At 65.5% G+C, this 258-nt stretch carries 1 protein-coding gene; it reads right to left on the bottom strand.

Annotation, left to right across the window (positions count from 1 at the left end):
- A partial coding sequence (locus tag SB771_RS35545; protein ID WP_410722111.1) for a transposase occupies positions 1–258 on the bottom strand: 258 nt, incomplete at both ends.

The following is a 258-nucleotide window of genomic DNA, read 5'->3' as shown; positions in this document are numbered from 1 at the left end:
GAAGCCACCGGGCAGCACATGGAGCAGGAAGCGGCGCATGAATTCGCCGGTTTCGAGGGTCATGGTCTTGTAGCGGGTGCGTCCCTTTGCACGGTAGTCCTTCCAGCGGAACGTCACGCCGCGCTCATCGAAGGCGACGAGGCGCTGGTTGGAGATGGCGACGCGGTGCGTGTAGCGCGAGAGGTACTCGAGCACCGCTTCCGGTCCGGCGAACGGGCGCTTGGCGTAGACGACCCATTCGCAGGTACGTAGCGGCGC

Origin of the sequence: Burkholderia sp. SIMBA_051, assembly GCF_046534915.1 — a bacterium.
Taxonomy (GTDB): domain Bacteria; phylum Pseudomonadota; class Gammaproteobacteria; order Burkholderiales; family Burkholderiaceae; genus Burkholderia; species Burkholderia ambifaria.
The sequence above is the reverse complement of the archived record's forward strand: the minus strand, read 5'-3'. Positions and strand labels throughout refer to the sequence as shown.